Origin of the sequence: Sphingomonas sp. (genome assembly GCF_017304615.1) — a bacterium.
In the GTDB taxonomy this organism is placed as follows: Bacteria; Pseudomonadota; Alphaproteobacteria; order Sphingomonadales; family Sphingomonadaceae; genus Sphingomonas.
The window spans coordinates 75,016-98,665 of the sequence record NZ_JAFKLZ010000003.1; the positions used below are offsets into that span (position 1 = coordinate 75,016).

21 protein-coding genes are annotated in these 23,650 nt (G+C 64.6%); 10 read left to right on the forward strand and 11 right to left on the reverse strand.

Annotation, left to right across the window (positions count from 1 at the left end):
* Positions 1-28 precede the first annotated feature (28 nt).
* The 3 genes from J0J06_RS12990 to J0J06_RS13000 all read right to left on the reverse strand — a co-directional run bounded on the left by J0J06_RS12990 (position 29) and on the right by J0J06_RS13000 (position 3,502).
* Complete coding sequence (locus J0J06_RS12990; protein ID WP_294042672.1) at positions 29-1,462, reverse strand: aldehyde dehydrogenase; 1,434 nt, start codon at positions 1,460-1,462, stop codon at positions 29-31.
* A 41-nt stretch (positions 1,463-1,503) separates the two neighbouring features.
* Positions 1,504-2,475 carry a cyclase family protein gene (locus J0J06_RS12995; protein ID WP_294042674.1) on the reverse strand — a complete coding sequence of 324 codons (972 nt, stop codon included), beginning with the start codon at positions 2,473-2,475 and terminating at the stop codon, positions 1,504-1,506.
* A 109-nt stretch (positions 2,476-2,584) separates the two neighbouring features.
* Complete coding sequence (locus tag J0J06_RS13000) at positions 2,585-3,502, reverse strand: LysR family transcriptional regulator (protein WP_294042676.1); 918 nt, start codon at positions 3,500-3,502, stop codon at positions 2,585-2,587.
* A 306-nt stretch (positions 3,503-3,808) separates the two neighbouring features.
* Between J0J06_RS13000 and J0J06_RS13005 the strand changes: the two genes are divergently transcribed.
* The 9 genes from J0J06_RS13005 to J0J06_RS13045 all read left to right on the forward strand — a co-directional run bounded on the left by J0J06_RS13005 (position 3,809) and on the right by J0J06_RS13045 (position 15,487).
* Complete coding sequence (locus J0J06_RS13005) at positions 3,809-6,151, forward strand: TonB-dependent receptor (RefSeq protein WP_294042678.1); 2,343 nt, start codon at positions 3,809-3,811, stop codon at positions 6,149-6,151.
* Between the two features lie 48 nt (positions 6,152-6,199).
* Entirely contained in the window at positions 6,200-6,949 is a 750-nt protein-coding gene (locus J0J06_RS13010; protein ID WP_294042680.1) for an SDR family NAD(P)-dependent oxidoreductase, read from the forward strand.
* Between the two features lie 9 nt (positions 6,950-6,958).
* On the forward strand, positions 6,959-7,885 hold the full coding sequence (locus tag J0J06_RS13015) for an alpha/beta hydrolase (protein WP_294042682.1): 927 nt from the start codon (positions 6,959-6,961) through the stop codon (positions 7,883-7,885).
* The gene (locus tag J0J06_RS13020; RefSeq protein ID WP_294042684.1) at positions 7,879-8,598 is read left to right on the forward strand and encodes an EthD domain-containing protein; all 720 of its coding nucleotides are present in this window, start codon (positions 7,879-7,881) and stop codon (positions 8,596-8,598) included. The genes J0J06_RS13015 and J0J06_RS13020 overlap by 7 nt, the downstream gene beginning before the upstream one ends.
* Positions 8,595-8,906, forward strand: a complete 312-nt coding sequence (locus J0J06_RS13025) for a putative quinol monooxygenase (RefSeq protein WP_294042686.1) — start codon at positions 8,595-8,597, stop codon at positions 8,904-8,906. Before J0J06_RS13020 ends, J0J06_RS13025 begins: the two co-directional genes overlap by 4 nt.
* 64 nt (positions 8,907-8,970) lie before the next feature.
* Positions 8,971-11,256, forward strand: coding sequence for a TonB-dependent receptor (locus tag J0J06_RS13030; RefSeq protein WP_294042689.1), 2,286 nt, complete (start codon positions 8,971-8,973; stop codon positions 11,254-11,256).
* A gap of 92 nt (positions 11,257-11,348) precedes the next feature.
* Positions 11,349-12,587 carry an MFS transporter gene (locus J0J06_RS13035; RefSeq protein WP_294042691.1) on the forward strand — a complete coding sequence of 413 codons (1,239 nt, stop codon included), beginning with the start codon at positions 11,349-11,351 and terminating at the stop codon, positions 12,585-12,587.
* Positions 12,587-14,299 (forward strand): acyl-CoA dehydrogenase family protein, encoded by a 1,713-nt coding sequence (locus J0J06_RS13040; protein ID WP_294042693.1) that lies wholly within the window; start codon positions 12,587-12,589, stop codon positions 14,297-14,299. Before J0J06_RS13035 ends, J0J06_RS13040 begins: the two co-directional genes overlap by 1 nt.
* 222 nt (positions 14,300-14,521) lie before the next feature.
* Complete coding sequence (locus tag J0J06_RS13045) at positions 14,522-15,487, forward strand: LysR family transcriptional regulator (protein ID WP_294042695.1); 966 nt, start codon at positions 14,522-14,524, stop codon at positions 15,485-15,487.
* On the opposite strand, the gene J0J06_RS13050 is transcribed toward J0J06_RS13045, so the two are convergent.
* Positions 15,468-15,698: a helix-turn-helix transcriptional regulator gene (locus tag J0J06_RS13050; protein WP_294042697.1), complete on the reverse strand. Its 231-nt coding sequence runs from the start codon at positions 15,696-15,698 to the stop codon at positions 15,468-15,470. The two genes, J0J06_RS13045 and J0J06_RS13050, sit on opposite strands and share 20 nt — an antisense overlap.
* 44 nt (positions 15,699-15,742) lie before the next feature.
* Between J0J06_RS13050 and J0J06_RS13055 the strand changes: the two genes are divergently transcribed.
* Positions 15,743-15,961, forward strand: a complete 219-nt coding sequence (locus tag J0J06_RS13055; RefSeq protein ID WP_294042698.1) for a hypothetical protein — start codon at positions 15,743-15,745, stop codon at positions 15,959-15,961.
* Between the two features lie 19 nt (positions 15,962-15,980).
* On the opposite strand, the gene J0J06_RS13060 is transcribed toward J0J06_RS13055, so the two are convergent.
* The 7 genes from J0J06_RS13060 to trbE are packed head-to-tail and all read right to left on the reverse strand — an operon-like array spanning position 15,981 to position 23,645.
* The gene (locus J0J06_RS13060; protein ID WP_294042700.1) at positions 15,981-17,174 is read right to left on the reverse strand and encodes a TrbI/VirB10 family protein; all 1,194 of its coding nucleotides are present in this window, start codon (positions 17,172-17,174) and stop codon (positions 15,981-15,983) included.
* On the reverse strand, positions 17,171-18,016 hold the full coding sequence (gene trbG / locus J0J06_RS13065) for a P-type conjugative transfer protein TrbG (protein ID WP_294042702.1): 846 nt from the start codon (positions 18,014-18,016) through the stop codon (positions 17,171-17,173). Before trbG ends, J0J06_RS13060 begins: the two co-directional genes overlap by 4 nt.
* Entirely contained in the window at positions 18,013-18,702 is a 690-nt protein-coding gene (gene trbF / locus J0J06_RS13070) for a conjugal transfer protein TrbF (protein WP_294042704.1), read from the reverse strand. Before trbF ends, trbG begins: the two co-directional genes overlap by 4 nt.
* Positions 18,699-20,048 (reverse strand): P-type conjugative transfer protein TrbL, encoded by a 1,350-nt coding sequence (gene trbL / locus J0J06_RS13075; RefSeq protein WP_294042706.1) that lies wholly within the window; start codon positions 20,046-20,048, stop codon positions 18,699-18,701. Before trbL ends, trbF begins: the two co-directional genes overlap by 4 nt.
* Positions 20,049-20,051: 3 nt before the next feature.
* Positions 20,052-20,456: a putative entry exclusion protein TrbK-alt gene (trbK-alt, locus tag J0J06_RS13080; RefSeq protein ID WP_294042708.1), complete on the reverse strand. Its 405-nt coding sequence runs from the start codon at positions 20,454-20,456 to the stop codon at positions 20,052-20,054.
* On the reverse strand, positions 20,449-21,195 hold the full coding sequence (gene trbJ, locus J0J06_RS13085) for a P-type conjugative transfer protein TrbJ (protein ID WP_294042710.1): 747 nt from the start codon (positions 21,193-21,195) through the stop codon (positions 20,449-20,451). The genes trbK-alt and trbJ overlap by 8 nt, the downstream gene beginning before the upstream one ends.
* Positions 21,192-23,645 carry a conjugal transfer protein TrbE gene (gene trbE, locus J0J06_RS13090; protein WP_294042712.1) on the reverse strand — a complete coding sequence of 818 codons (2,454 nt, stop codon included), beginning with the start codon at positions 23,643-23,645 and terminating at the stop codon, positions 21,192-21,194. The genes trbJ and trbE overlap by 4 nt, the downstream gene beginning before the upstream one ends.
* Between the last annotated feature and the right edge of the window lie 5 nt (positions 23,646-23,650).

The window sequence follows — 23,650 nt, forward strand, 5'->3', positions numbered from 1 at the left end:
GATTTTCCATTCCGTGCGTTGAAGTGAGTCAGATGGGAAAGTGGCCGGGCTGGGTCTCGATCGTGATCCAGCGCAGCTCGGTGAAGCTGTCGATCCCGGCCTTGCCGCCGAAGCGGCCGTAGCCGGAGGCCTTGGTGCCCCCGAACGGCATCTGCGCCTCGTCGTGTACGGTCGGGCCGTTGACGTGGCAGATGCCCGATCTGATCTGGCGCGCGACGCGCAGGCCGCGCGCGGTGTCGCGCGTGAAGACAGCAGCGGAGAGCCCGTATTCAGTATCGTTGGCGAGGACGATCGCCTCGGCCTCATCCCTCGCGCGGATCACCGCGACGACGGGCCCGAAGCTTTCGTCGCGGAACAGCTTCATCGCGGGCGTGACGCGGTCGATCACGTGCGCGGGCATCAGCACGCCGTCGGCCGCTCCCCCTGCCAGCATCTCCGCGCCCGCCGCGAGCGCGTCTTCGATCAGCGCCGTCACGTGCGCGACGGTCCTGCGATCGATCACCGCGCCGAGCGGCGCCTTGCCTTCGCTCGGATCGCCGACCGCCATCGTATCGACCTTGCGCGCGAACTTCTCGACAAAGGCGTCGGCGATCGCATCGAGCACGATGATCCGCTCGGTCGACATGCAGATCTGCCCGGAATTCATGAACGCGCCGAACGCCGCCGCCTTCACCGCCTCGTCGAGATCCGCATCCTCGAGCACGATCAGCGGCGCCTTGCCGCCAAGTTCAAGCAGCACCGGCTTGAGATACTCGGCCGCGCGCTTCGCGATGATGCGGCCAACCGCAGTCGATCCGGTGAAGTTGATGCGGCGCACTGCGGGATGATCGATCAGCGCGCCGACCACTGCGCCGGCATCCTCGGGCGCGTTGGTGACGATGCCGACGCTGCCCTCGGGCAAGCCGCCCTCGCGGAACGCGGCGACGATGAGGCCGTGGGTGCGTGGGCATTGCTCGCTCGCCTTGAGGATCACGGTGTTGCCGCAGGCGAGCGGCACCGCGATCGCGCGCACGCCGAGGATGATCGGCGCGTTCCACGGCGCGATGCCGAGGATCACGCCAATCGGTTCGCGCAAAGCCATCGCGATGCAGCCGGGCTTGTCCGAGGGGATGACCTCGCCGCAGATCTGAGTGGTGATCGCCGCTGCCTCCCGCACGATGCCGATCGCAAGATTGAGATTGAACCGCGCCCAGCCCTCAGTGGCACCGATCTCGGCGACCATCGCATCGACGAAGTCCGGCGCTTTGGCCTGCATTGCGTCCGCCGCGCCCATCAGCAGACGTCGCCGCTCATTCGGCCCGAGCGCGGACCAGCCGGGAAAGGCTTCCGCCGCCTCATCGGCGATCGCGGCCGCGTCGGCTGGGCTATTGGCGGGCGCCGTCGAGGCGACCTCGCCGGTGATGGGATTCAGGCGCGTGAAGATTCGGGTATCGATGCGCTCGTCGAGGATCGCGCTGATCATGGCTATTCCTTTTTGTAATGCTGCCGTGGCGGCAGGCGTCGCTATTTGATCGCGATCGGATTGACCGGCGCGCCAGTGCCCTGGACGACCTTGAGCGGGGCGGCGGTGTACAGGAACGTCCACTGCCCATCGGCCGCGCAATCCTCCGCGAGCGGATCGAGCTGCGCGATCTCGGTGAAGGCGACGCCGAGATTGCGCATCAACGCGTTGTGGAGCGGCATTGCGACTCCCGAGACCGGATCGATCGAGGTTTCGTTGCCGATCGTGTCGGTGACGAAATTGGGGATCTCCATGTCGCGGAACCATTCCACCAGCGCAGGGCTGAACGTGAGCCCGGGCTCGACATAATCAGCGTAGAACTCCGCCGGATCGCGCGTATAGAACGAACCGACCCAGCCGGTACGGATCAGCAGGATGTCCCGTTTCTCGATCAAGACGCCCTGCGCGTCGGCAGTCGCCATCAGGTCTTCGTGATCGAAGGTTTCGGCGCGGTCGAGATGGAGCTTGCCGCGATGTCGGGCAATATCGAGCAGGATGCCTCGACCGACCACACCGCGCTCCGCTATCGGTAGGACGCTTGCCTTGGCGAGCCCGCCGATGGTCGATTTCGCGTCATAGCCGTTATACAGCTGGTCGTCGTACCAGACATGGCCGAGCGCATCATATTGCGTTGAACCCTGCAGGTTGAGGATCATCATGTCGTCGGCATATTCGGGCTGGGCAGGCGTGGCGTCCATCTTCCCGCTCAGGAAATCGCCCTTGTCGAGGATGTTGAAGCGCTGGAGCGGGGCGCGTCCCGGCCATAACGGGTCGCCTTGCGGGCGGCCCATCTGAACCTGCAGCGTGAACGTCTTCCCCTGCTGCACGGCGCTTACGCCGCGCAGAACTTGCGCCGTGTCGAGGTAGTTGAGCGAGCCGACTTCGTCATCGGGGCCCCATTTGCCCCAATTGGTCGGCATCCCGTGAAGGAGCGAGCGGATACTCGGATTTTCGGTGGACTCCAGATTGCACATATCCCTCTCCCTCCGATCAACGACCGGACAAAGCTTTATTTGGGAATGGCAACCGAGGAAAAACCGCTTCCTTCAGTTGTGGTTCGTCTCGCACGGTTGGAAAGCGCCGTCAAGACGGATGGGCGCCCGCTCGGGCCGCAAAAATTTCCGCGCATTGTTGCTGCAGCATTTCGATGAACCGCAAGGTGGCGGCCGAGCGCGAGCGTTCGCGAGCAGTTGCGACCACCCACGTGATCGCGACGCCCTGGATGGGCGCCGCCGAGACCAGGCCGCGATCCAGCGCCTCGCTCGCGGCGCCGAGAGTCGCGACGGTATAGCAGCCGCCAGCGCCGACCAGATCGATGCTGAGCGGCAGCGCATCAGCCTCAATACGAATGTTGAGATCGATCCCGGCGCGTGCAGCCAGCCGGTCGAGCAACTTGCGAAAACTATTCGGCTGGCTCGCGATCAGCAGCGGCAAGCCCTTTAGATCGACGATCTGGCGGGGCTCGTCCATGCAGAGCGATGCCTCGATCGGGCCGACCAGGCACAACGGGTCGGTGGCGAGGGGAATAGTGTCGAGACCGTCGAGTACCTCTATCGTCGGCACCACCGCGGCGTCGACCTGATTGTTGCTGACGAGATCGCGCAGCACTAGCGTCGTTGCCTCGACCATGCGGATACGCACCGCCGGATGATCGCCGCAGAATCGCCGCACGACAGGCACGACCGCGAAGGTGCGCAGCGAGGGTGTCGTGCCGACCACTAGGCTGCCGCTCGGTTCGTTGGCATGCGCGCGCGTGTCGCTGCCGAGCGCGTCGATCTGGCGAAGGATGCCGAGGCTCTGCTCGCGGAAATAGAGGCCTGCTTCCGTAAGTACGGCACCGCGCCGGTGGCGGATCAAAAGAGGTACACCGAGCTCGTGCTCAAGCAGCTGAATCTGCGTCGTAATCGAGGGCTGCGCGACGCGCAGCTTCTCCGCCGCGCGGGAAAAACCGCCAGTTTCGGCGACGGCGAGGAAATAACGGATCGCTCGTAGGTTCGGCATAAGATATATGATTATCCTATTGTAACGATCGAAACAATATCGTTGCCTGATACCTTCTTCCCCCGGTAATCACCTCCTCCTCAGGGAATGGTTGAATGTCATCGTCGTGATGCGGGAGCCGGAAGACCGCTCCGCCCCGCAAGGCGCCGAAAGTCCGAGATCAAGTACCGGCAAACAGCTGCCGGCGAAGCGATTCGACGGAGGCGCAATGCGTCGCCGTCGTCACGCTTACGAACAAAAAAAAGAGGGGAGTTTTCCATGTCCACAGGATTGAATCCGCGCTCTGCGAGGGCAAACGGCGCGAGCATGCTGGCGCTCGCCGTAGCAGGCGGCGCGCTCCTCGCCGGCGGCGTGGCGCACGCGCAAACCGCGTCGCGATCCAACGACAGCGCTACCGAAGTCGGCGACATCATCGTGACCGCGCAGAAGCGCGAGGAAAAGCTTAATAATGTCGGGATTGCGGTGGCCGTGCTGGGCGCGGATCGTCTCGAAAAAGCCGGCTTCAGCGATCCGTCCGACCTGTCGCGGATCGTGCCGGGCTTCACTTATGCCGATTCCAGCCTCAACACGCCGATCTACACGTTGCGCGGGATCGGCTTCAGCGACACCAGCCTCGCGGCGAGCAGCACCGTCAGCGTCTATGAGGACGAGGTCGCCTATCCGTTTCCTATCACCACCAAAGGCGCCGCCTTCGATCTCGAGCGCGTCGAGGTGGTCAAGGGACCGCAGGGCACGCTTTATGGCCAGAACACGACGGCGGGCGCGATCAACTATATCGCGCACAAGCCGACCGATACCTTTTCGGCGGGGGTCGATCTCGGCTTCGGGCGGTTCAATCATCTCGAAGCGGGCGGCTTCGTCAGCGGGCCGTTGACGGAGCAGATTCGCGCGCGCCTGGCGCTCAAATCGGATACCGCCGACGGCTGGCAAGTTAGCCAGACGCGGCCGGGCGACCGCAACGGCAAGGTCCGCAAGTTGACCGGCCGCCTGATCGTCGATGCCGATCTCAGCGCCGCGCTCCGCGTGTCGCTCACCGCGGAAGGCTGGAGCGACCACGGCCAGACGCAGGCGCCGCAGCTTCGCGCGCTCGACATCGAATTTCCCGGCAATGCCGATCCCGCGCTGCTCGCCACGCCGATCCCGCCACGCGATCCGCGTATCGCCGACTGGAGCACCAATCTCGATCGGCTAAAGCATGACGAATTCGGCCAGCTTGCGGGCCGGATCGATTGGGATCTCAGTGACAAAATCACGATCACGTCACTAACCGCTTATTCGCATTTCAAGACCCGCGCGAGCAACGAATATGATGCGACCGCGGTCAACATCTTCTCGAACACGACCGGCGGCAAAATCAGCTCGTTCTCGCAGGAACTGCGGCTGGCGGGCGAGAGCGATATCGTCAAATGGGTGGTCGGCGGCAACTACAGTCATAGCGACACGCACGACACCAATGAGGTCGTCGGCGCGAACACCTCCGCGAACCGGCCGCCGGCCGGAACCACGGTCAAAAGCGCCAATAATTTCGCCGACCAGAAGATCTCCGCGATCGCCGCCTTCGCATCGGCGGACTGGCACCTGACCGACACGCTCTCGCTGACGACCGGCGCACGCTACACCAGCTTCAAGGCGGATTTCCGGGGGTGCGCCGGCGATTCGGGCGACAACACGCTTTCGCCGATCATCCAGTTTGTCAGCAATTCGGTGCGCTCTGGCGCTGGCCTGCCGCTGCTGCCCAATTCCGCCTTCACGCCCGGCATCTTCCAGACCGGCACCTGCACGACCTTCGTGAACCCCAACGGCAATGCGAGCCTGACCGCCACACCCGGGCTCACGATCGCCGAGCTCAAAGAGCATAACGTCTCGTGGCGCGGCGCGCTCGACTGGAAGCCGATGCCTGATACCCTGCTCTACGTCTCGGTCAGCCAAGGCTATAAATCGGGCAGTTTCCCGACCTTGCCGTCTACCAGCTACACGCAATATGATCCCGCCCGGCAGGAAAAAGTCCTCGCTTACGAAGTGGGCGCGAAAGCCAAGCTGTTCGACCGTCGGGTCCAGCTCAACGTCGCCGGCTTCTACTACGATTATCGCGACAAACAACTCCGCGGTTTCTTCCGCGATCCGATTTTCGCGACGCTGTCGCGGCTTACCAACGTGCCTAAATCGCATCTTTACGGGATCGAGGCAGATCTCAGCGCGGTGCCGGTGCGCGGCCTCGCGGTGACGGCATCGGGATCGTACATCAAAACAAGGATCGACGATTATATCGGCCTCGATTCCAAGGGCGTGGTGACGAACTATGCTGGCCGAATCCTCAGCTATTCGCCCGAATGGCAGTTCAATGCTGACGCCGAATATGGCTGGGCACTTACGGGCAAGATCAACGCTTTCGTCGGCGGCAGTTATGCCTATCGATCCTCGGCTTCGGCGGTCTTCGGCGAGGATCCCCGGCTGACGATCGATGCCTACAACACCTTGGATCTGCGCGCGGGAATCGAGAACAAGCAAGCCGGGTGGCGTGTATTGGTCTATGCCGACAACGTAACGAACGAGTATTACGTTAATAATCTTGTCCCGCTCTACGACACGATCAAAGCCTATGCAGGTATGCCCGTCACGTACGGTGTGCGGCTTCATTATGCGTACTGACCGATCAGGGCGCCAAACGAAATCAAACCATAGCGAGGGTGCAACTCTATGCTGCTAACTGGAAAGCTCGCCTTTATCACGGGCGGCGGCGGCGGCCTCGCCGCGGCGATTGCCCGGGCTTTTTGCGACGAAGGCGCCGCGGTCATCCTTGCCGATCTCGATCCGCAGGCTGCGGAGCGCTCCGCGCAAGCGTTGCGCGAAACCGGCGCGACGGCTCATGCCTTTCCGATCGACGTGACCGATCTCGCCGGCTGCGAGGCGCTCGCGGTGCGGATCGCGGGGGAAATCGGGCAGGTCTCGATCCTCGTCAATTCCGCCGGCGTATCGGGCGCGGCGCCGATCGATCGCGATGACGCGCCAGCGATCTGGCATCGCCAGATCGACGTCAATCTGTCGGGCACGTTCCATGTCTCGCGGGCCTTTTTCGGGCATTTGTGCGCGACCAAAGGCACCGTCATCAACCTGGCATCGATCACCTCGTTCATCGCCTACACTTCGTCTTACGGTTATATGGCCTCGAAGGCCGGCGTGGTGCTGCTGACCCAGTCGCTCGCCAAGGAGTTCGCACCGCACGGCATTCGCGTGAACGCGGTTGCGCCGGGCGTGATCAATACCGAGATGACCGCCACGCGCCGCGCCAATACCGAGGCGATGGCCGACCTGTTCTCGCGCACGCCGCTCAAGCGCACCGGAGAACCTTCCGAAGTCGCGCGGCCGATCGTGTTCCTCGCCTCCGAAATGGCGAGCTACATCACCGGCGTGACGCTGCCGATCGACGGCGGAATGCTCGCGGTCTGAGCGATTGCGATGACCCTCCCCGCATCTCCACCTGCCGGCGCCGATCGTCGCAAGTCCATTGACTGCGGCGACCGGATGCTCGCCCGACTCGACCAGGGCGCGGGCGATCCTATCCTGTTGCTGCACGGCTGGCCCGAATTTTCGGGCGTATGGGAGCCGGTGATGGCGCGGCTGGCCGATGGCGGATTCCGCACAATCGCGCCCGATCTGCGCGGGTTCGGCGCGAGCGGCGCGGCGGACACCGCGCCCTCGTCCGAAGTCGGCGAGGATGTGCATGCCCGCGACATGTGGCGGCTGGTCGATGCGCTCGGGATCGGGCGGTTCGGGATTGTCGGGCACGATCTCGGCGCGGTGATCGGGCAGGCGATGGCGCGACAGATGCCCGATCGCATCGTGGGGCTGTTCTTCTTCGATTGCCCGCATGGCGGCATCGGCAAGCGCTGGGGCGAACCGGCGCAGATCCACGAGAACTGGCATTTCGATTTCCACCAGATGCCGTGGGCGGCGGACCTGATCGGCTCCTCGCGCGAGACGTGCCGGACGTATCTCGCGCATTTCCTCGATCACTGGGCGGAGCGGCCGGGCGTGTTCGATCATGTGCTCGATCGCTGGGTGGACGAGTATATCAAGCCCGGCAATCTGCAGGGCGGGTTCAACTGGTATGTCAGCCGCGGACCAGCGCGCGCGAAGGCGATGTGCGACGGCCCGGCCGCCGCCACCCCGATCGCGACGCCGACCTGCGTGCGCTGGGGTGCGGCGGATCGCGCGCTGCCCGCAGCCTGGGGCGAGACGCTGCCCGGATATTTCAGCGATCTCGATTTCGCAGCCTTTCCCGAGGCCGGCCACTTTCCGCATTTCGAAAGGCCCGACGAGGCCGCCGCAATGATCGCGGATTTCTTCTCACGCCATTTTTGCGAGGAAGCCCCGCAATGCTGAAACGTGTCGTCCTCAATCGCCGCCGGCCGGACCTGAGCCTTGCGCAGTTCGGCACACACTGGCGCGACGCGCACGGGCCGCTGCTGGCCGGGATTCCCGATTACCACGATTTCGTCTCGCGCTATCTGCAGGATCATGTCGGGGCCACGGCGCCGTTCGGGCGAGCCTTCGATTATGACGGCATTACCGAGATCTGGCAGAAACGCGCCGACGCGCTCGAGCGGAGCTTCGCGACGACGGCGGCGTACCGCGAACATGTCATGCCCGATGAACTGCGGTTCGCTGACCGCGGCGGCGCGATCGCCTTCTTCTCGCGCGAGACGGCCGGGTGGGGCGTGCCGCGCGGCGCCAAGCTTATCGTACTTGTGTCGCGCGACGGCGGCGTTTCGGACGCGGATTTTGCGGCGGCGCTGGGCGGCTGGTTCAACACGCTAGCGCAGTTGGACGGCGTCGCGGGCGCCGTGCTCGACACGATCCTCGCCGAGACGATCGTGAGCCTCGACGGCGGGGAGCCGGCCGAGCGCTTCACCTTCATGCTGAGTGTCTGGTGCGTGGCCGAGGCTTGCGACGCGGTCGCCGCATCGGTCGGCAGGCATGTCGCGGTCGCGCCGTTCCACCATCCGGCTTCGGTCGTCGCGGGCTATTTCGAGGAAGTCGAATTCTTCGACGAGCGCCCGACCGACGCGGTCCTGACTACAAAAGCCCCGGCGTGATCCTCATCGTCGCCCGATACGACATGCGACACGCCGACCGCGCCGCGATGATCGAGCTGATCTGCGAAGTCGCGCCGAAAACGCGCGCGGAGCCGGGCTGTCTTGCCTTTCATTTTGGCTGGGACGCGGAAGCGCTCGACCGGCTGCATCTCTTCGAATGCTGGGCCGATCGGACGGCGATCGAGGCGCATTTCACGACGCCGCATTTTCACGCCTTCATGGATCGCTACGCGACCTTCGCAAAGCAAAACGTGCGGCGCGAGCGCTTCGAAGCCGCCGCCGCCGAGCCGTTCCAACCACCGCGATAGCCGCGCGCCGATCCGACAACGACGAACGAGACCAGCGACAAGGTCGATTTAGGGGAGAGATGCCATGATTGTTCAGAACTTGATGGCCGGCACCGCGCTGGCGATGTGCCTGATGCAGGCGACGGGAGCCGCCGCCGAAACGGCCACGAAAACGCCCACTGACGCGACGCCCACGCAGACGTCGCCGCCCGCCGCGCCGGCCGGCAGCAACATCCTCGACGGGGACATCGTCGTGACGGCGCGCAAGACCGTAGAGCGAGCCCAGGACGTGCCGATCTCGCTGGCCGCGATCGGCGGCGATACGCTGGCGCAGAAAAATATCCTGCAGATCCAGGATCTCACCAAGTTGGTCTCTAATTTCCGCCAGAGCAACGGATCGATCGGTGCCTTCCGCATCATCCGCGGCGCCGGCGCGGCGGGATCGAACTATGCGTTCGAGCAATCAACCGGCCTGTTCTTCGACAACGTCTCGTACGGTCGCAACGTCGATGGCCGCCTGCCGATCTTCGATGCGGAGCGCGTCGAGGTCCTGCGCGGGCCGCAGGTGCTGACCTTTGGCAACAGCACGACCTCGGGCGCGGTCAGCGTCACCTCGCGCCGCCCGGGGAATGAACTGGCGGCCGATCTCCTCGCATCGTACGAGTTCGAGGCGCATGAAATGGTAGTGCGAGGCGGCATATCGCTGCCGATCATTGATGGCCTCGCGATCCGGTTGTCCGGTTACGGCGAGAAGCTCGACAAGGGCTGGCTGCACAATTCCGCGCCCGGTTCGGAACCGAACGTGCCGTTGCTGCGCAATTACGGCCTGCGCGCGCTGCTCGCGGCAGACCTCGGTCCCGACACAAAGCTGATCCTGAAATACGAGATTGATCGCTCCAGGGGCATCGGCAGCGAGCTCAAGGCAGTCTACAATCCCGGCCTGAACATCGAGGTGGTCAATCCCGGCCTCAATCTCGAGACGCAGAAGGCGCAGCCAGCGCCGTTCAACATCCCGAACGACAGCCTGCATCTGATTGCGCACACGTATTTCGGCGAGCTTTCAAGTAAACTGGGCGGCGCCGACATCGTCTCGACCACGGCCTATACTGACTATAACTATTCGCAGATCGCCGACGCCGACTTCGGCCCGTTCGCGATCGGCGCGCAGCAGCCGGCCGATCGTTACCGCCAGTTCAGCGAGGAAGTCCGGCTGAGCGGCAACGTCACTGATGCGCTGCACGTGATCGGCGGCGCCTATTATCAGTATGAGAACCAGCGCGCGCAGAGCCTGCTCAGCCGCAACACCCCGCCAATCAGCTGGGGCCGCTACGGCTTGCTGACCACGCATGCCAATCAATGGTCCTTCTATGGTGATGCGACTTACAAGGTGACGCCGCAGATCACGCTGGAGCTCGGCGCCCGCTACACCACCGTCACCCGCAATGCCGACCAGACGCTCCGCGCGACCTTGCCGCTGACGACGATCATCGATCCGACCAAGGAAAGCCCGATCGCATCGGCCGCGACGATCATCCCGCACGATTTCAGGGGCTTCAAGCTGACCGAGGATCGTCTCCAGCCGCAAGCGGTGATCTCGTTCAAGCCCAGCCGCAACATCAATATTTTCGCCAAATGGGTGCGCGGTGCCAAGGCCGGCGGTGTCGACGCCAATCCGGTCAACCCGACCCGCGATTCCGCCGTGTTCCGCCCCGAGACCGCAGAATCCTTCGAAGGCGGAATCAAGAGCTTCCTGTTCGACCGGCGGCTCGAGTTGAACGTCGTCTTGTTCAGCGCACGCTACAAGGATCTGCAGGTCAGCGCCTATAATTCGAACATCAACGCCTTCGAGGTGCGCAACGCCGGCTCGTCGATCAGCAAGGGCGTCGAGACTGACTTCGTGCTGGCGGTGACGCCGCAACTCAAACTGAGCGGTAACCTCGCCTATCTGGACGCACACTACATCGATTTCGCCAACGCGCCGTGCCCGCCCGAGGCGACGACGCCGTTCTGCAATCTGTCGGGTACCCCGACGCCGTTCAGCGCGAAATGGTCGGGCTCGGGATCGATCGACTATACGGCACCGGTCGGTCCGGTTGTCGTCCATGGCGGGGTCACGGCGAATTTCAGGACCAACTATAATGCGTCGCTGATTAACGATCCTTACGCCAACCAGAAGGGTTTCGTCCTGCTCGATGCCCGGCTCGATTTGACCACGCCCAACGACCGGTGGCGGGTCTCGCTGTTCGGCGAGAATCTGACGAACAAGATCTACACCGACTTCCTCGCGACTGCTTCTTTCCTGCCACGGGTTCGCGGCGGGCCGATCAGCCGGCCCCGGCAGATCGGCATCCAACTCGGCTTCAAATACTGATGCTGGCTGTGGGTGAACCAATCGCGACCGCAGGCGTGGCGGCGAACGGGGCCTCATACCCGTCCGCCGGGCGCGGCCGTTATCTGGTCTGCGTGTTGACACTGGCTTATGCGATCTCGTTCATCGACCGCCAGATCTTCAGCTTGCTCGTCGCACCGATCCGCGCCGATCTGGCGTTGAGCGATACCGATCTCAGCCTGTTGCAGGGTTTCGCCTTCGCCGTCTTCTACACCGGTTTCGGCCTCCCGCTCGGCTTCCTCGCCGATCGGCTGAACCGCCGCAACCTGATGATTTTCGGCATCGTCACCTGGAGCCTGGCCACGTCGGCGGCGGCGTTCGCGCACAGTTACGGCTTTCTCTTCCTCGCTCGCATGCTGGTCGGCGCGGGCGAGGCGGCGCTGTCGCCGGCAGCCTATTCGATGCTGTCCGACAGTATCGCGCCGGATCGCCGCGCGCGGGCGCTGTCGATCTACGCGTCGGGCATCTTTCTCGGATCGGGGCTTGCGCTGATGCTCGGCGGCTCGATCGCGTCTTCCGCAGATCAGCTCAGCGGGCTCGCCGCCGGCTGGGGGGTGAAGATGCAGGGCTGGCAGATCGCCTTGCTGGTCGCCGGCCTGCCCGGCTTACCGGTGACGCTATTGCTGGCGACGCTGCCCGAACCCGGACGCGGCGAGCGTGCCGTGCCGGCGGATGGCCGGCCGAGCTTCGCGCTCTCGCTGCGGCTCATCCGCCGCCGCTGGCTCGATTATGCGATAGTGATCGCCGCGCTCGCGCTGCTCAGCACGGTTTTCTATGGCTTCTTCGCCTGGTTTCCGACAATCGTGATGCGCCGCTACGGCTGGTCGGCAGCACGGTTCGGCTGGCATTTCGGTCCGATCGTGTTGCTGCTCGGCCCCGCCGGCATGTGGCTGGGCGGGTGGATAACCGATCGCCGCGCGCGCGCTGGTCGCGCCGCGCCGGCACTGTTACCGATGGGTGCGGGCCTCGTCGCGGTGCTGGTGTTCGGCTTGGCGCTTGCGGCGGCCTCGGACGTAACCGTGGCGCTGCTGCTGTCCGCGCCGCTGATGTTGGCGCTGGCGCTGCCGAGTTCGCTCGGCCCGACCTTCCTCCAGGCAATCACGCCCAATGAGGCGCGCGGGCTCATCACCGCTTTGTATCTGTTCGGCGTCAATCTGATTGGCCTCGCGCTCGGGCCGACGCTGGTCGCGTGGCTGTCCGACACGATCTTTGCCGGCCATCTCGCCTTCGGCCTCGCGTTGACGGTGATCGCCGTCATGCCGCCGGCGATCGTGCTGATCCTCGGGCTCAACGCAAAATTGGAGCATTCCTGATGCGCGCCTCGATCCCGCCAGCGTCGGTCGATGTCATCATCGAGCAGATGCGGCATGCCCCGGGTCTCGCGCGCCTGAGAAGCCTGTCCGACAGTTTCGCGGCGGCAACCGACGACGCGATGGCCACGATCGTCAGCGAGGCCGCGAAATTCGCAGCGAAGGAACTCGGCCCGCTCAATCTCGCGATGGACGATACGGGCGCTACGCTGGTCGACGGCCGCGTTGCGACCGCGCCCGGCCACGCCGCGGCGTGGCGGTCGTTCGTCGCGCAGGGCTGGCCCATGCTTGAACATGCCGAGGTCATTGGCGGGCAAGGCCTGCCCCGGCTGCTGGCGATCGCCGTGCAGGAAATATTCGATCGCCACTGCCCGGCGTTCGGCATGCTCCCGGTGGCGCAGCGCTCCGCCGTGAAACTAGTCGATCAATTCGGACCGGACCACGTGCGGGCCGAGTGGCTGCCCCTGCTCGTCTCGGGCGATTGGGGCGCGACGATCTGCATATCCGAGGCCGGCGCCGGATCCGATGTCGGCCGCATTCTCACCAGCGCCCGCCCGCGCGGCGACGGGAGCTGGGCGGTTTCGGGCGAGAAGATGTGGATCTCGTTCGGAGATCAGAATCTCACCGCGCGGATCGGGCATTGCCTGCTGGCCCGAACGCCCGGCGCCGCGCCGGGGCCGGCCGGCCTCAGCCTCTTTCTCGTGCCCGACTGGTTGCCGGAGCCGGACGGATCGCCGCGCCGGAACGGGATTTCGGTCCGCCGGATCGAGAGCAAGCTCGGCCTTCACGGCTCGCCGACATGCGCGCTCGGCTTCGACGACTCCACAGGGTGGCTGCTCGGCACCGAGGGGCGTGGGCTGGCACAGATGTTCGCGATGATCACCAGCATGCGGCTGGCAGTCGGGGCGCAAGGGCTGGGTATCGCCGCCGGATCAGCCGATCTCGCGATGCTGTATGCGCGCGAACGCCGGCAGGGTGGCGGCGGCGCGGTAGCACAACCGATTATCGAACATCCCGACGTCCAGCGCGAATTGGCGGGGCAGGCGGCAACCACGGAGATTTTGCGGGGCTTGCTGTATGCGCTTGCCGTTCAAGCCGATCTCGCTGCCCACGAGCCGGACGATAAGGCGCGTCGCGATGCCGAATCGCTATCGCAATGGCTGCTACCGATCGTAAAAACCTTTGGCGCAGATTCGGCCTTCAACGTCTCCAGCAGTGCAATGCAAGTGCTGGGGGGAGCAGGCTATACCGGCGACTGGCCGGTGGAGCAGAATTTGCGCGATTCACGCGTGTTGTCGATTTTTGAAGGCGCTACTGGAATTCAAGCCTTGGATTTGGTCGAACGTCGGTTGTTGCGCAGCGATGGCTTGGAGATTTTTCGAACGATGGCGCGTGACACCGCAAATTCAGGGGATGGCGCGGGATTACTTTTCCCTTGCCTTGACCTTCTCGATGATGCCGCAACAAGGCTTATATCATTCGACAGCAATAGGGATCGGCGGGCGGCCGCGACATCATTTTTGCGCCTATCCATACTGGCCGCAGGCGGTTGGATGGCCGCGCACCTATTACGGCTGTCCTCGGGTCGCCCAACAAATAAACGCCTCCGTGCAAGCGCGATGCAATGGTTAAGCGATATCGAAGTTCGCGCTGCGGTCGAACATTGGAAGATTATCGCGGGAGAAAAATCTATTTCGAGCTTTCACGACCTGTGAAGAAATTAATGTTCTAGTTCCGTTATAATTAATTACGAAGGATATAAGGAAGTTAAACTGCGAACCATTTTTAATATTGTCTTTCCGTTCGTTGCTGGTCAACGGCCCGCCCAAAATCAATTTCCTCAGATGGGGTAGTTGTTGTGTCGGCTAGCTTCCGGACCAAGCAGCAAAATTGTGCGCACTCTTCGCCGCACTGTGGAAGAGCAGTGGCGACCGTAAATGTTGCGCAACGAGCGCGGTAAGCTTTCCCGTCGATCAACGGCCCGTCCGGACTTCAACCAGCTTGAAACATTCTTGAAGGTCGCGGAGGCGCGTAGCTTTGCCGAAGCGGCGCGCCAGCTTGGGGTGAGCCAGCCAGCCGTCAGTCAGACGATCGCCAGATTGGAAGAATTGTACGGTGGCGATCTGTTCGAACGACGCCGAGGCGCTCCGGTAGCGCTGACGCCGATCGGTCGGGCCGTCCTACCCACGGTGAAGCTGCTCCTTTTTACGGTCGACCGACATATTGATCGTGCTCTCGCCACTGCGCAGAGCAAGACAGGTTCTTTGGCAGTCGGTTTCTATCCAGGGCTCACCTCAAGCCCGCTCAGTGGCGGGATCGCGGAATTCCATAAAGCCTGTCCCGACGTGCAACTCCGCTTCGTAGAAGCCTCGCCCAGCGAGTTACATCGGCAGCTGAACGAGCGCGTTCTCGACATTACGTTCACCGCGCTGTTCCCCGAACTGACGAGTGGAGCCGTCGTGCAGGAGCGACTTTGGGAAGAACCACTGGTCGTCGGGATACGGGACGATCACCCGCTCGCGACAAGAGAGAACCTTCGTTGGGTGGACCTGTCGTCGCTTTCGATCCTCCTGCGTTCTCATCAGGGAGATCTGGCGGCCTATCGTGCAGTGACCTCACGAGCAGGAGACCAGCCGCTCGACTGCGAACTTCACGATGTTTCACGCAGCGCGCTCATCGAAATGGTCAGACTCGGGCTTGGTGCGGCGATCACGCTATCATCAGCGTCGGTACCACGCGATGGTATCGCCTTCCGACCAATCGTTGACGAAAATGCCTTTGTGGGAATCGACGCTGTCTGGCCGAAGGATGACCGGAATCCGCTGCGTCACCGATTACTAGCCTGCGTGCGAAAGCACGCATCCGCCGCCCAGCCGCCTATCTCTACGGCGTCCCGCGACTGACTTTCGCCGGCGTAATCAGATCGCAGGCGCTGATCCCAAGTACGACCGCAAATTTTCCAAGCAGCGTCACGCTCGGGGACACCTTGTTACGCTCAATGGACCCAAGATAGCGCAAACTGATGCCGAGCACGTGCGCCATTTCCTCCTGCGTGCGCCCCGTATCGTTGCGTATCCGCCTAAGATTGGTCGATAGAATTACCTTGAGGTCCATCGCCACTTGATCACAGCGTAGGCACGATCGTTCTAGGAACGATCGTGCCTATTCGTTATGGGTGGATCACGCCGCTACTCGGTACGGGATTGCTGATGTCCAAGCTGCCACCCACGATTGTCGATCGCCGCCGCGAGGCCGAAAGCCTAATCGAAATCGCTCGCGGGCTGCTCGACAGGCCTGAGGAGGAGATGGTCGTGAACTATCTCGATCACGCCATCGAAGCGCTGAATATGATTGAGCCTGATTCTCCGTCTGCATGAACGTGCCCCGCCGAGTCCGTCAGTTCTCGCCCCATTGCGAGAGGACCAAATCGCGACTCACCAAAACCCGGACCCGCGCACCCGGCCGCACCGTGATGGTCGGTTGCACGTCGAGCTGCCGGCTGACGATCTTGTCGCCCGCGCTTTCAACCGAGCGGCCCGCGCTCTCGCGAATGGCAAAGGCGATGTCCGCATTGTCGCCGCCGCCGGTGGTCGCGGCATTGGCCCCAACCCCGAACAAGGTCGACAGCAGCCCCGCCATCAGTAGCTTGCCAGTGTGATTGTTAACACGATCGGTGAGCCCTGACTGGCCTGCGGCATCGGTGCCCACCATCCGGTCAAGATCGAGCGAGCGGCCGTCGGGAAAGATCAGCCGTGTCCACACCACCAGCGCGCGCGATTGGCCGTAGCTGACTCGCGCGTCATAGACGCCGATCAGCCGGGTCCCTTGCGGTATCAGCCGCGTGCGGCCGGTCACCGTGTCGAACACGTCTTCGGTCACCTGCGCCACGACCTGCCCGGGAAGGTCGGAGGACAGCCCGGTGATCAGCGCCGCTGCGATCGTCGAGCCGGCCGAGACGACATAGCGACCGGCCGGTGCAGTCAGCCTCCCGCTGTTCACGGTCGGCTCGCGCGTCCCGCCGGCGACGAACGCCGCCTTGCGATCCTGGGCATCGCCATTGCCGGCCGGGGCCAGTTCGCCGGTTGCAGCCTGGCCGGGAGGGGGCGGCGGTTCGGCGCTGGCTGTCGCGGAGCGTGCGCCTTCGCTGGTGCCGGCGAACAGCTTGCTCGCCCGCGCGCTGTCGCGCTGCTGGCGGCGGCGTTGCTGCTCGGCCGACGCTTCATTGTTGGCCGTGCCCGGCGATGCTGGGGCCATACCGGAAAGCGGTGGGGTGGTGACCGGTTGGGGTGTCGTCGGCGGAGCGGCGATCCCGGCCGACGCGGTCCGTGCGAGATCGCCATAATCCTTCGGCGCATCCGCCAGCGCATCGGTATTGCGCCGTTCGACCGAGACCGTCTCTTGGTGGTCCTGGGTGCGATGGCTTGTGGTCAGGCTGTAGCCCAACGCCGCCGCCACGCCGAGCGCGCTGACGCCAGCCAGCGTTGCCAGCGCCTTGCGCGACAAGCGTCGCGGTGTCGGGGCGGCTGCGCGAGTCGCGATCGGCGGCCGCTTCTCAGCCGGGTCGCGGGCAAGTTCGTCCCGCTCGCTCACGACCGCGGCTCCCGAGCACGCGTCCGCTCGATGCGGACGATTTGCTGTTTCTTGGTGCCGAGTCTGAGTTCGGCGATCGAGAACAGGCGATCGACGACCATGTAGCGCCCGGACACGCGATAGTTGACGAGCTCAGCCTTGTTCTTCTCGCCGATCAGGAAAAGGGGCGGCAACTCGGTCTGCGCGATGTCTTGCGGGAACAGCAGATAGGTTTTGGCACCATCGTCGAACACCTGCACCGGCTTCCAGGGCGGCTTGGCGCCGGTCAGCCGGTATGCGAAATCGAGCCTGGCCGGATCGATGCCGGTCTGGACCTGGGTGTTGGCGACGGCCGTTGCCGCCTCGATCCGGGCGCGCACGGCGATCAACTCATCCTGCGGATAGGACCAGCCGACGCTCGCCATATACGTCGCGGGCGTCGAGCGCAGCTCGACATGATAGGTCCGCCGATCGGTGTTGATAACGAGGTTGGTTCTGATGCCCGGATCGGTGGGCTTTACCAATATGTGCGTTCGGCGCGTGGGGCCGGCTCCGCTTGCCGCTTCGCCGATCACCCAACGCACCGTGTCGCCGGCTGCGACCGCGCCGGAGTCCGACAGCGTTTCGCCTTCCTGCAGCATTATGTCGGTGACCTGACCGACCGCGGCATAGACCTGATAAAGGCCGCCCGGCGCATAGACAAACAACTGTGTCGCGCCTTGCCAGCCGGCGGCGCGCGCACTCACCCGGGCCGCATCCGTGGCTGCGGCAACCGGCCGTGCCGATGGCGGCGCCGATTGTGCCTGCGCCGCGGCGGCCGAAATCAAAAGCGGTGTGGCGAGCAATAATGTGCGCATGGTCATTCTCCGAGATCCTGGGACCAGTTGATGGCGTGGACGTAGAGCCCGAGCGGGTTGCGACCGAGCGTCGCCGCGTCGCTGGGCGTGCGGACGACGACGGTGAGTACCGCGGTCCAATGCGTCGTCGCCGCAAGCTGGCCATGGTCGTAGTGCCGCTCGTCCCAGGCGATACGGAAGCTGTCGGCGGACGCGCGCACGACATTCTTCACATCGACCGAGACCTGCTTGTCGGCAAGATCAGCAAACGGGTCATGGCCGCGGGCATAGTCGTTGAGCACGGCCGCCCCTTGTTCGGTCGTGAAATCATACGCCGCATTGAGATTCTGGCGGAGCACGATCGGGTCGGCCGGGCGCGAGCGCACATTCTCGATGAAGCGCGCGAGATGCCACGCGATCTGCGGATCCGTCGGGCGATAGTCGGACGTCGCCGGGGCGACGCCGCGCGCCGCGCCAAGCCGATCGACCTCGACCACATAGGGCACGATATGCGAGCCGAACCGCAGCCGCAGATTGTCGATGACCGACAGCGACAACAGCGCGGTCGCACCGAATGCCATCAGCCGCCAGCTTCGCGCCTGGACCCGCGCTGATCCGATACGGTCGTCCCACGCCTGGCCGGCACGCTGATAGGGGGTTTCGGGAACGGGCTCACGGCCGAAGCGCGATGAGGGACGGCGGAACGGGTTCATGAACGATCCTCCAGCGAGATATGGGCCGACCCGCCATGGTGGTCGGCGGAGCGAAGTGTGTGGGCGGCAAGTGTCGCGCCTTGGACCATGGCCTGGCGGCGACGCAGTTGCTTCGCCCACGACGGCGCGGGCGCCTCAGCAGGTGCCGTAGCGGGCGAGGATGGCGCTGTGCGATCGACGGTGGCATCCGGCGCAGCCTCGTTGGCGCCAGCGCCTCCGTCAGCGGTCGCCCCGGACGACCCACCAGATGCTGACGGACCGGCACCGCTATCGTCACCGCCCGAACCCGCTCCACCTCCCGGCGCTCCAGACGGTGGGGGAACCGTCGGAGCGCCGCCCGTCGGCGCCGGGGGAGCAGGTGGCGCTGACGAGGATCCACCGCCAGCCCCGGGGGAGTTGGGCGAACCGGCGGATCGGGAGAGGGTGGAGGCGGCGGCGGACCCGGCACGGCTTGCCAAGCCGGCAGCGCCCGCGACGCCCATCGTCGCGGCGGCGCCGATCCCGGCGACAGTAGCGCCGGTCGCGACTGCAGCGCCGGCACCAAGCTGGGGGCCGCCTGAGATCAGACCTGAGGCGATGCCGGGTCCGAAGATCGCGAGGCCGAGGAGTGTCAGCGCCGCCAGCGCGAGGCTCGCGACCTGTTCGATCGTCGGTTGCGCGCCGCCAAAGTCGATCACGAAATCGCGAAAGATGGTCGAGCCGATGCCGATGATGACCGCGAGCACCAGCACCTTGATGCCCGTAGCCATCACATTGCCGAGCACACGTTCGGCGAGAAACGCGGTGCGGCCAAATAGCCCGAACGGCACCAGCACGAAGCCGGCAAGCGTGGTCAATTTGAACTCGATCAGCGTCACGAACAGCTGGATCGCGATAATGAAGAAGGCGAGCAGTACGATCGCCCAGGCGAGCAGCAACACCGCGATCTGGACGAAGTTGGTGAAGATGCCGACCGGCCCGACCAGCAGCGAGGCCTGGTCGAGCAAGGGCTGCCCGGCGTCGATGCCGATCTGCGCGATCTTGCCGGGATGGAGCAGATCGTTCGCATTGCCCGAGCCGGCCGCCTTCAGGCCAATCCCCGAAAAGCTCAGATAGATGATCTTGGCGAGGCCGTTCCAGTTGGCGATCAGGAAGGCGAAGAAGCCGACCTGCAGCGTCTTGCGCACAAGCCGGGCGACGATGTCCTCGCCTTCACCCCAGGTCCAGAACAGCATCGCCAGCGTCACATCGATGACGATCAGCGAGCTCGCGAGAAAGCCGACATCGCCGTGAATCAGGCCGAACCCTGAATCGATATAGCGCGCGAAGAGATCGAGAAACCGATCGATGACGCCTGTGCCTTCCATGGCTCAGTGCTCCGTAGTCGATGAAGGCGCAGCCGCACTGGCTGCCGCCGTCGGGCTATCGACCGGCGCGGCTTCGATCGGCGCCGGCTCGACGGGTGCCACGTAGCTCCGGCTTTCGCCCATGAAGCGGCGCCGGTTCACTTCCCACGCCGCCTGGCAACGCGCGTCGTCACTACCGCTAAGCAGCGTGCGGCACCGCGCCAGTTCCGCCCGGAGCGGATCGGTGTTGGCAGGTGCCTGCACGTCGGGGGCTTCGCCGACCGCGTAGTGCGCGGCCGGCGGCGCCGGATCGCTCAAGGCGACCATGGCGCATATCCCCGTCGTTGCCGCCGCAGCAGCAATCGCGATCGATCGCCAGCCAAATCCGGCGAAGCGGCGGTGTGCCGCGCGCGCCCGTTCCTCAGTCATGGAACAGCGTCACGCTATGCGGCACATAGCCCGCGCCAGGCGCCAGAAACCGGCGGGTCTGTTCGCGGCCCTGCGCTTCGTCGGCGGCAGCGCGCGCGGCCTGGATTGCCGCGGCGCGCGATTGCGCCGCGACCATGGCGGTCAGGTCGGCGAGCTGGCGCGTCTGGAGCGCCACCAATTGATTGCCGGCCTGCGCCGCCTGCAACGCGCCCGTCGCGCCCTGGCTCGCGGTGACCAACGTCGATGCCTGATCGCGCGTACCGTCGATATTACCGGTCACGGTCGCGCCGGTGCGGAGCGCATCCTGATAGGACGCGAGCGCATCGGTCCAACGTGTCTGCGCATTGGTGACGAGTGCGCCCGACGAAGTGCCGGTCAGCGATCCTGAAGGATAACGCTGACTGAACACCTGATCGATATTCTCAACTTTGTAGGCGATTTGCTGGGCCTGGGTGATCAGCTGGCGCGTGCGATCAATGTCCTGCTGGATGCTCGACAACATACTGGTCGGCAGGTTGGTCAGGTTTCGGGCCTGATTGATCAGGCTCTGCGCCTGATTCTGGATCTGGGTGATCTGATTGTTGATCTGTTGCAGCGTGCGCGCGGCGGTCAGCACGTTTTGCGCATAGTTGCTTGGATCATAGACGATCCCGCCGAACTGGGCGTCGGCTGGAGCGGCAATCATCAGCGCCAAGGCCGCGACGCCAAGGGCGAGCGTTGGTTTACGAAAGCGGGTCATGCGAAAGTCTCCTCAGGTTTGAGTGCATCATTGGTGAGATGATCGACGGCCCAGCCGAGGCCGCGGTGGCGTAGCCAAGCGGCGGCAAAGCCATCGGCCCCATGCCGCTCGATCAGTGCGGTGATCGCGGTGAGGTCGCTGCGTTGCGACGCGGCGGCGAAGGCGAGCGCGACCGGCCCCAGCCCCAGATCGAACAGCCGGTTGCCGAGCGCCGACTGGCAATAATAGTCGCGCTTCGGCGTCGCCGAGGCGATGATCTCGATCTGGCGGTCGTTGAGCCCGAACCGGCGATAGATGCCGGCGATCTGCGGCTCGAGCGCGCGCTCGTTGGCGAGGAACAGTCGGGTCGGGCAGCTTTCGATGATCGCCGGCGCGATCGCCGAGCCTTCGATGTCAGCGAGGCTCTGGGTCGCGAACACGACGCTCGCATTCTTCTTGCGCAGCGTCTTCAGCCATTCCTTCAGCTGGCGGCCGAACATCGGATCATCCAGCGCGAGCCAGCCCTCATCGATCAGGATCAGCGTCGGCCGGCCATCGAGGCGGCGGCCGATCCGGTGAAACAGGTAGGCAAGCACCGCGGGCGCCGCTGGCGTGCCAATCAAGCCCTCGGTTTCGAAAGCCTGCGCATCACTTTCCCCGAAATGTTCGACGTCGGCATCGAGCAGCCGGCCATAGGGACCGGAGAGCGTATAGGGAGCGAGCGCGCGTTTCAGGCCCGAGGCCTGGATCAGCACGGTGAGGCCGGTCAAAGTGCGCTGCGCGACGGGCGCGTCGGCAAGACTGCCGAGTGCCGTCCACAGATGGTCTTTCACCTCGGGCGTGATCGCGAATTCTTCGCGTGCGAGGATCGCGGCGAGCCAGTCGGCGGCCCAGGCCCGCTCATCCGGCTCGTCGATCCGGGCAAGCGGCTGGAGCAATACCGGCGCGGCGTCGCCGCCAAGCGCACCGCCCAGATCGTGCCACTCGCCGCCGATGCCGAGCGTTGCCGCACGGATCGAACCGCCATGATCGAAGGCGAAGATCTGCGCAGCCTCATAGCGGCGGAACTGGAGCGCCATGAACGCGAGCAGAACGCTCTTGCCCGAGCCGGTGGGACCGACGACCAGCGTATGGCCGACATCGCCGACGTGGAGCGAAAGCCGAAACGGGGTCGCGCCCTGGGTGCGGGCATGAAACAGCGGCGGCGCCTTGAAATGCGTGTCGCGATCCTGGCCTGCCCAGACCGCCGACACCGGCATGATGTGGGCCAAGTTGAGCGTCGAAATCGGCGGCTGACGGACATTGGCGTAAGGGTTGCCCGGCAGCGAACCGAGCCATGCCTCGATCGCGTTCAGTCCTTCGGCAATGCAGGCGAAGTCGCGGCCGCGCACGATCTTCTCGATCGCCTGAAGGCGGAAATCGGCGTCGCGGGGCGTGTCGCCCAGCACCGTAATCGTGGTGGTGACATAGGCGTAGCCCGCGATATCCGCGCCAAGATCCTGCAGCGCCGCGTCGGCTTCGGCCGATTTGTTGGCGGCGTCGCTGTCGACCAGCACGCTCGCTTCGTTGGTCAGCACCTCCTTGATGATCGCGGCGAGGCTCTTGCGCTTGGAGAACCAGAGCCGGCGGATGCGGGTCAGCATCCGCTGCGCCGACACCTTGTCGAGGCAGATCGCCCGCGTCGTCCAGCGATAAGCAAAACCGAGCCGGTTGAGCTCGTCGAGCATCCCCGGCACCGTCGAGGCCGGAAAGCCGGTAATCGACAGGCAGCGCAGATGCTTGTCGCCGAGCTGCGGCGCCAACCCGCCAACCAGCATTTCGTCGGCCAGCAGCGCGTCGAGATGCATCGGCGTCTCGGGGACCGTGACGCGTTGATCATGGGTCGAGATCGTCGAGTGGATATAGCTCAGCGTCTCGGCCGGCGAGAGCCAGGCCGTTTCGGGCATCACGCCCTCGATCATGTCGAGCACTCGGCCCGTGTCGCGCTCGAAATCGTCGAGATGGTCCGCGGCGGTGGCGACGCCCTGCGCATCACCCTCATACAGCAGCGAAGACGCCTTCGACGTGTCGTCGGCCGGCGGCAGCCATTGCAGCGTCAGATAATAGGTGCTGGTGAAATTGGGCTGGGTGACGTCGCCGCCCTCGAACAGGTCGCGGCGTTCCTCGTCGATCAGCGCCGAGACCGGATCGGCAAATCCGTCCGAGATCGGATAGCCCGGCGATGGCTTGCGCTGCGCCTCGACATAGATCGCCCAGCCGGTGCCGAGCCGCTTGAGCGCGCTGTTGAGTCGCGCCGAAGTCGCCATCAGCTCGGCCTGGGTCGCGCTGTCGAGATCGGGGCCGCGGAACCGCGCGATGCGCAGGAAGCTGCCATCCTTGTTGAGGATGATGCCGGGCGCGATCATCGCCGCCCAGGGCAGGAAATCCGAGAGCCGCGACGCGTGGCGGGCATGTTCGCGCAGGAACATCATAAGGT